Here is a 6,060-nt window from a genome sequence, read left to right as displayed (position 1 = left end):
CTCCCACAGGTGATTGGTGTTGATGGGGAGTGAGTGTTCGGCTGGAGATCGCCCAGGCACTGCCAGTTCCCTGTGGGAGTTGTCGAGCTTTAGCGAGGCTGCGAAGGCGGCGGCACTGCTGGTAGAGAGGTTGCGCCTCAACCATGGAATCCCCCAAGCAAACCCCACACTTGGATTCTGTGCAGTCGCGGATTCAGGGGTTTTCCAGATCATGCCCCAACGACTGGATAAACAACGAAAACAGCTCCGGCTGTGACGAAATATCCAGCTTCGCGTACAAGTGTCGCCGGTGCACCTTTACCGTATCCGGCGAGATATTCAGGCGCTCGGCCATGGCCTTGGACGAAAACCCACGCAGTACCAGGCGCGCGATTTCCAGTTCGCGCTCCGACAGCACGCCGCTGCCAAAATGACTCAACGCATCGCGGATCTGGCTATCCATGGCCGGCGCCGCGCGCTGTGTGCTCTGCTGCCAATGTTGCTGCATCAACGGCAACACCCATGCCGCCAGCAGGGTCATCAGCCCGGTTTCTTCAACGCTGAATCGGCGCTGCATGCCCAATGACAGGGACAACGTTCCTGCGCCCGGCACTTGCAGGATGAACTGCACCTCATCCTCCAGCACGTTGTCGTGAAAGTAGTTGAGGAAGTACTCACTCTGGCGGAAATGATCCGGCGCGACTTCTTCCAGGCGGTACACGCCGCTGCTGAATCCTTCGCGACAGGCCTGGAAAAACGGGTCGAGCAAATACAAGCCATTGAGGTACACCAGCATCGACGCCGGCTTGCTGCTCGGCTGCGCGTCGTATTCCTCCAGGGCCTGGGGCGCGCCATCGTTGGGGTAGAAAATCGCCAGGGCGTTATCGAATGGCAGGCATTGGTGCAGCAACAGCACCAGCTGTTTCCAGAAACGCTCGGTGCCGATGTGCGCGACCGTGCGGCCCAGTGCGGCGTGCATGCCGACTTCCCTGAACAGGCTCATATCACAGGTTCCCACGGGCAGAAGATCGGCCAAGGGTTCGGCTTTTGCCGGGTGTCGTCAAGGGGAGTACGCCAATAGGGGAATTGGCCGACAACGGCCCAAGCGATAACGTCGGCATCATTGAACGGGAAACATATCCCGATAAATCACCATTTTTCGTTTCTGCCTCACACCAAAAACAACCACAGAGGATAACGATATGAGTGCTTCCCCCGCGCCAGACGGCGTGCTCAAGCCCACGCTGAGTGTGTTCGATGTAGTCGCCATTACCGTCTCGGCGGTCACGCCCGCCAGCTCCGTGTTTGTGATCGCCCCGTTTGCCATCCAGCAAGCGGGTAGCGGCGTGTTCCTCGCATTCGTGATGGCCGCTTTGCTCGCCCTGATGTTTGCCTTCTGCTACGCCGAACTGGGCCGTGCCCACAACAGCGCCGGTGGCGAATACGTGTATGCCAAGCGGGTGTTCGGCGGCATGGCGGGCTACGCGACGTTCCTGACGGTATTGGTAATGCTGCTGTTTATCCCGCCGGTGCTGGCCACCGGCGCGGCGACGTACTTGAACAACGCCCTGGGTACCAAATTCGACTCACAAACCGTCGCCCTGGTCATCGTGGTGTGCAGTTACGCCCTGGGCATCCTCAATATCAAGCTCAACGCCTGGATCACCGGCACCTGCCTGTTGCTGGAAGTCGCCGCGTTGCTGGTGATCGTGTTTATCGGCTTCGGCAACCCGATGCAGCCGGCCAGCGTGCTGTTCCAGCCGCAGATCGTCGAGAACGGCGTGCTGCACCTGGCGCCCTGGGCCTTGGTGATCGGCGCGGTGGGCATCGGCCTGTTCTCATTCAACGGCTACGGCCCGGCGGTGCTGCTGGCCGAAGACATGAAATGCGGCGGCAAGGGCGTGCACAAGGCGGTGTTGTGGTCACTGGGCCTGGTGGTCGTGATCGAGCTGGTGCCGATCACCGCGTTGCTGATCGGCGCGCCGTCCCTGAGTGCGATGATCAGCAGCCCGGACCCCATCGGCTACCTGCTGACCAGTCATGGCAATGAAACCTTGTCGCGGCTGGTCAGTGCGGGGATTTTCCTGTCGGTGTTCAACGCCATTGTCGCCATCGTGATCCAGATCGGCCGCGTGGTCTTCAGCAGCGGGCGCGATGCGCTGTGGACGCCGCGGATCAACACACTGTTTACGCGCATTCACCCGCGCTGGGATTCGCCGTGGCTGGCTACGCTGTTCCTGGCGATTCCGTCGGCACTGCTGAGTTTCAGCTCGAACCTCGCCGACCTCACTTCGTTCAGCGTGCTGCTGATCATGCTGGTGTACCTGGTGGTTGCGTTGAGCGCGTTGATGAGCCGGGTGTTGCTGCGTGATCGCGAACACCCTTACCGCATGCCGCTCTGGCCTTTGCCGGCATTGCTCGCCGTGCTGGGCGCCGGGTATCTGCTGGCGACCCTGGTTGCGGCGGCATCGGTGCGTGACGTGATGATCATCGCCGGCTTGCTGGCTGTGTCGGTGATTCTGTATTGCATCAGTGGCCGGTTGAGTCCGGCGTTCCAGAAATTGTAAGGAGTGGTTATGCGTGCACGTCAATTGGGCATTACGTTGGGGCTGGGCACGCCCGGCGCATTGAATGCCATCACCGATGTACCGGGGGTGCGGGTTGGCCACAGTACGCTCAAGACCCGCGTCGACGGCAAACAGGTGCGCACCGGCGTGACGGTGGTGCAGCCACGCGCCGGCGGGGCCCGCCAGCAGCCGTGTTTTGCCGGGTATCACGTGCTCAACGGCAATGGCGATGCCACGGGCCTGGAATGGATTCGTGAAGCGGGGCTGCTGACTACGCCGCTGGCGATCACCAACACCCACAGTATTGGCGTAGTGCGCGACAGCCTGATCGCCCTGGAGCGCGAGCGCCTGGCGGACCCGGCAGTGTATTGGTGCATGCCGGTGGTGATGGAGACCTACGACGGCTTGCTCAACGACATCTGGGGCCAGCACGTCGGGCCCGAGCATGTGCGCCAGGCCCTGGAGTGCGCGGAAACCGGCCCGGTGCAAGAGGGGGCGGTGGGCGGCGGCACCGGGATGATCTGCCATGAGTTCAAGGGCGGCATCGGTACCGCGTCGCGGCGCTTGTCGGCAGAGCAGGGCGGTTGGACCGTCGGCGTGCTGGTCCAGGCCAACCACGGCAAGCGCCAGGAACTGCGGGTCGATGGCTACCCAGTGGGCCGCCAGTTGCTGCAAATCCCGTCGCCCTTCGCCGAGCGCGGCACGCCAGGCATGGGCTCGATCGTGGTGATCATCGCCACCGATGCGCCGTTGCTGCCGCACCAATGCCAGCGCCTGGCGCAACGTGCGTCCATCGGCATCGCGCGCACCGGCGGCGGCACCGAGGATTCCAGCGGCGACCTGTTCCTGGCGTTTGCCACTGGCAACGCTGACCTGCCGCCCGCTGACTACGGCCGCCAGGATCTGCCGCTGAGCACGTCGTTGCAGATGCTCAACAACGATCACATTTCGCCGCTGTTCAGCGCGGCGGCAGAGGCCGTGGAAGAGGCGATCATCAACGCGATCCTGGCCGGCGAAGACATGCACACCGACGACGGCGTGCTGGTGCCGGGCCTGCACGCTGAAACCCTATTGGCGGCATTGGATAAAACCGGCTGGAGTATGCCCCGGTAATCCGGGACAACTGCAACTTTTAGTTCAAGTAGTGGCTGTTTAATGTCGTTAATGACACCATGCCAATATATTGGATCCATTAACTAAGCGGCCGCCAAACGTTGGCGGCTTTAGCCCTATTTAATATTTAAATAAGTGCGGTGTGTTTTTTGTCGGACAAAATCAGCGCCGGCCAACAAATACGGAGTGCAACTTACTGGCGCTAATTACCGGGTACTTTTTTGCCCCGGAAATAGATGTAGACGAAAGATTTCAAGTTGTGTCAGTTTTCTTACGCCTTCAAAAGAGGCGAGTGATAGGACGATCTCGCCCGCGGGGTTCCTATCGATCAAAGACTGATGCACTTGCAAACAAGGAAGTACGTTTATGTCAAAAGTAAAAGACAAGGCTATCGTGTCGGCGGCGCAAGCCAGCACCGCTTACTCGCAAATCGATAGCTTCAGCCATCTGTATGACCGTGGTGGCAACCTCACGGTCAATGGCAAACCGTCCTACTCCGTCGACCAGGCCGCCACCCAGCTGCTGCGCGACGGTGCGGCGTACCGGGACGTTGACGGCAACGGCAAGATCGACCTGACCTACACCTTCCTGACCTCGGCGTCGTCGAGCACCATGAACAAACATGGCATCTCCGGCTTCAGCCAGTTCAGCGCCCAGCAGAAAGCACAGGCCGCCCTGGCCATGCAGTCCTGGGCGGATGTGGCCAACGTCACGTTCACCGAGAAGGCCAGCGGCGGCGATGCCCACATGACCTTTGGCAACTACAGCGGCGGCCAGGACGGCGCGGCGGCGTTCGCCTACCTGCCCGGCACCGGCGCAGGCTACGACGGCACCTCGTGGTACTTGACCAACAGCAGCTACACGCCCAACAAGACCCCGGACCTGAACAACTATGGCCGGCAGACCCTGACCCACGAAATCGGCCACACCCTGGGCCTGGCGCATCCCGGCGACTACAACGCCGGCGAAGGCGCACCGACCTACAACGACGCGTCCTACGGACAGGACACGCGCGGCTACAGCGTCATGAGTTACTGGAGCGAGAGCAATACCAACCAGAACTTCAGCAAAGGCGGCGTCGAAGCCTACGCTTCCGGCCCGCTGATCGACGACATCGCCGCGATCCAGAAGCTCTACGGCGCCAACTACAACACGCGCGCCGGCGACACCACCTACGGTTTCAACTCCAACACCGGGCGTGACTTCCTCAGCGCCACTTCCAACGCCGACAAGCTGGTGTTCTCGGTATGGGACGGTGGCGGCAACGACACCCTGGACTTCTCCGGTTTCACCCAGAACCAGAAGATCAACCTCAATGAAGCCTCGTTCTCCGACGTTGGCGGCCTGGTGGGCAACGTCTCCATCGCCAAGGGCGTGACCGTGGAGAATGCCTTCGGTGGCGCCGGCAACGATCTGATCATCGGCAACAACGCGGCCAACGTGATCAAGGGCGGTGCCGGCAACGACATCATCTACGGTGGCGGCGGTGCCGACCAACTGTGGGGCGGTGCGGGCAACGACACCTTTGTGTTCGGTGCCAGCTCCGACTCCAGGCCGGGGGCGGCGGACAAGATCTTTGACTTCACCTCGGGTTCGGACAAGATCGACCTGTCCGGTATCACCAAAGGCGCAGGCCTGACCTTCGTCAACGCGTTTACCGGGCATGCCGGCGACGCGGTGCTGTCCTACGCTTCTGGCAGCAACCTGGGCACCTTGGCGGTAGACTTCTCCGGGCACGGCGTGGCGGACTTCCTCGTCACCACCGTTGGCCAGGCGGCCGTCAGCGACATCGTGGCGTGATGCAGGAGCGCGGCGTTTCGGCGCCGCGCTTTGCCCATGGAGCATAAGCAAGATGCAGCGTTTTACCCCCTTTATCGCCCGCGTATTGCTGGCGACGTTCGTATCGGCAGGAGCCCACGTGATGGCGAGCAGTCTTGTTTTACCCAGCAGCGCCCAATTGGCCGGACACTGGCAGTTGCACCAGCAGGACCAGGTGTGTGCGTTGGACCTGGTGGTCGCCGCCAATGCCGTGGCTGGCGACGTTGAATGCGCCGCGCAGTGGCTGGGGGACCATCCGAAGACCTGGCTGCCGACCCCGGACGGTATCTGGCTGATGAATGCCGACGGCACCGGGATTACCCATTTGAACCGACAGAAAGAGGGTGAATATAAAGGTCGCACCGCCCAAGGCACCGAGGTGCTGTTGCAGCGCATCCCTTAGTTGTTGGTTATAAGCCTATAACTTGATTTTATTAGTTCGCCGCTCCGTTATTCGGCGTGCGGGCAACTATTGCTTATTGTTTGGTTCAAGTGAGATCGGAAGACATGGCCACACCGCCTTTATTCAAAGCGCTGGGTGAATACAAGAACCTCTTGATCAGCGTTGGCTGTTTCACGGCAT

General features: G+C 61.0%; 5 protein-coding genes. 4 read left to right on the top strand and 1 reads right to left on the bottom strand.

What is annotated here, in order from left to right; translation table 11 throughout:
- Positions 1 to 193 precede the first annotated feature (193 nt).
- Entirely contained in the window at positions 194 to 982 is a 789-nt protein-coding gene (locus LIY36_RS25580; RefSeq protein WP_192300134.1) for a helix-turn-helix transcriptional regulator, read from the bottom strand.
- Between the two features lie 199 nt (positions 983 to 1,181).
- On the opposite strand from LIY36_RS25580, the gene LIY36_RS25575 reads away from it, so the two are divergent.
- The 4 genes from LIY36_RS25575 (at position 1,182) to LIY36_RS25560 (ending at position 5,880) form a co-directional block, all read left to right on the top strand.
- Positions 1,182 to 2,546 (top strand): APC family permease, encoded by a 1,365-nt coding sequence (locus LIY36_RS25575; protein WP_192300133.1) that lies wholly within the window; start codon positions 1,182 to 1,184, stop codon positions 2,544 to 2,546.
- Positions 2,547 to 2,555: 9 nt separating this feature from the next.
- A complete protein-coding gene (locus tag LIY36_RS25570; RefSeq protein ID WP_226457609.1) occupies positions 2,556 to 3,659 on the top strand; it encodes a DmpA family aminopeptidase in 1,104 nt (367 codons plus the stop codon).
- Between the two features lie 366 nt (positions 3,660 to 4,025).
- Positions 4,026 to 5,459, top strand: a complete 1,434-nt coding sequence (locus LIY36_RS25565; RefSeq protein WP_192300131.1) for a serralysin family metalloprotease — start codon at positions 4,026 to 4,028, stop codon at positions 5,457 to 5,459.
- A 52-nt stretch (positions 5,460 to 5,511) separates the two neighbouring features.
- Positions 5,512 to 5,880, top strand: coding sequence for an AprI/Inh family metalloprotease inhibitor (locus tag LIY36_RS25560; protein WP_226457608.1), 369 nt, complete (start codon positions 5,512 to 5,514; stop codon positions 5,878 to 5,880).
- Positions 5,881 to 6,060 lie beyond the last annotated feature (180 nt).

This window comes from Pseudomonas sp. AF03-9 (assembly GCF_020515815.1).
Classification (GTDB): domain Bacteria; phylum Pseudomonadota; class Gammaproteobacteria; order Pseudomonadales; family Pseudomonadaceae; genus Aquipseudomonas.
Note: the sequence above shows the minus strand (reverse complement) of the source record. Positions and strands in the feature narration are given on the sequence as shown.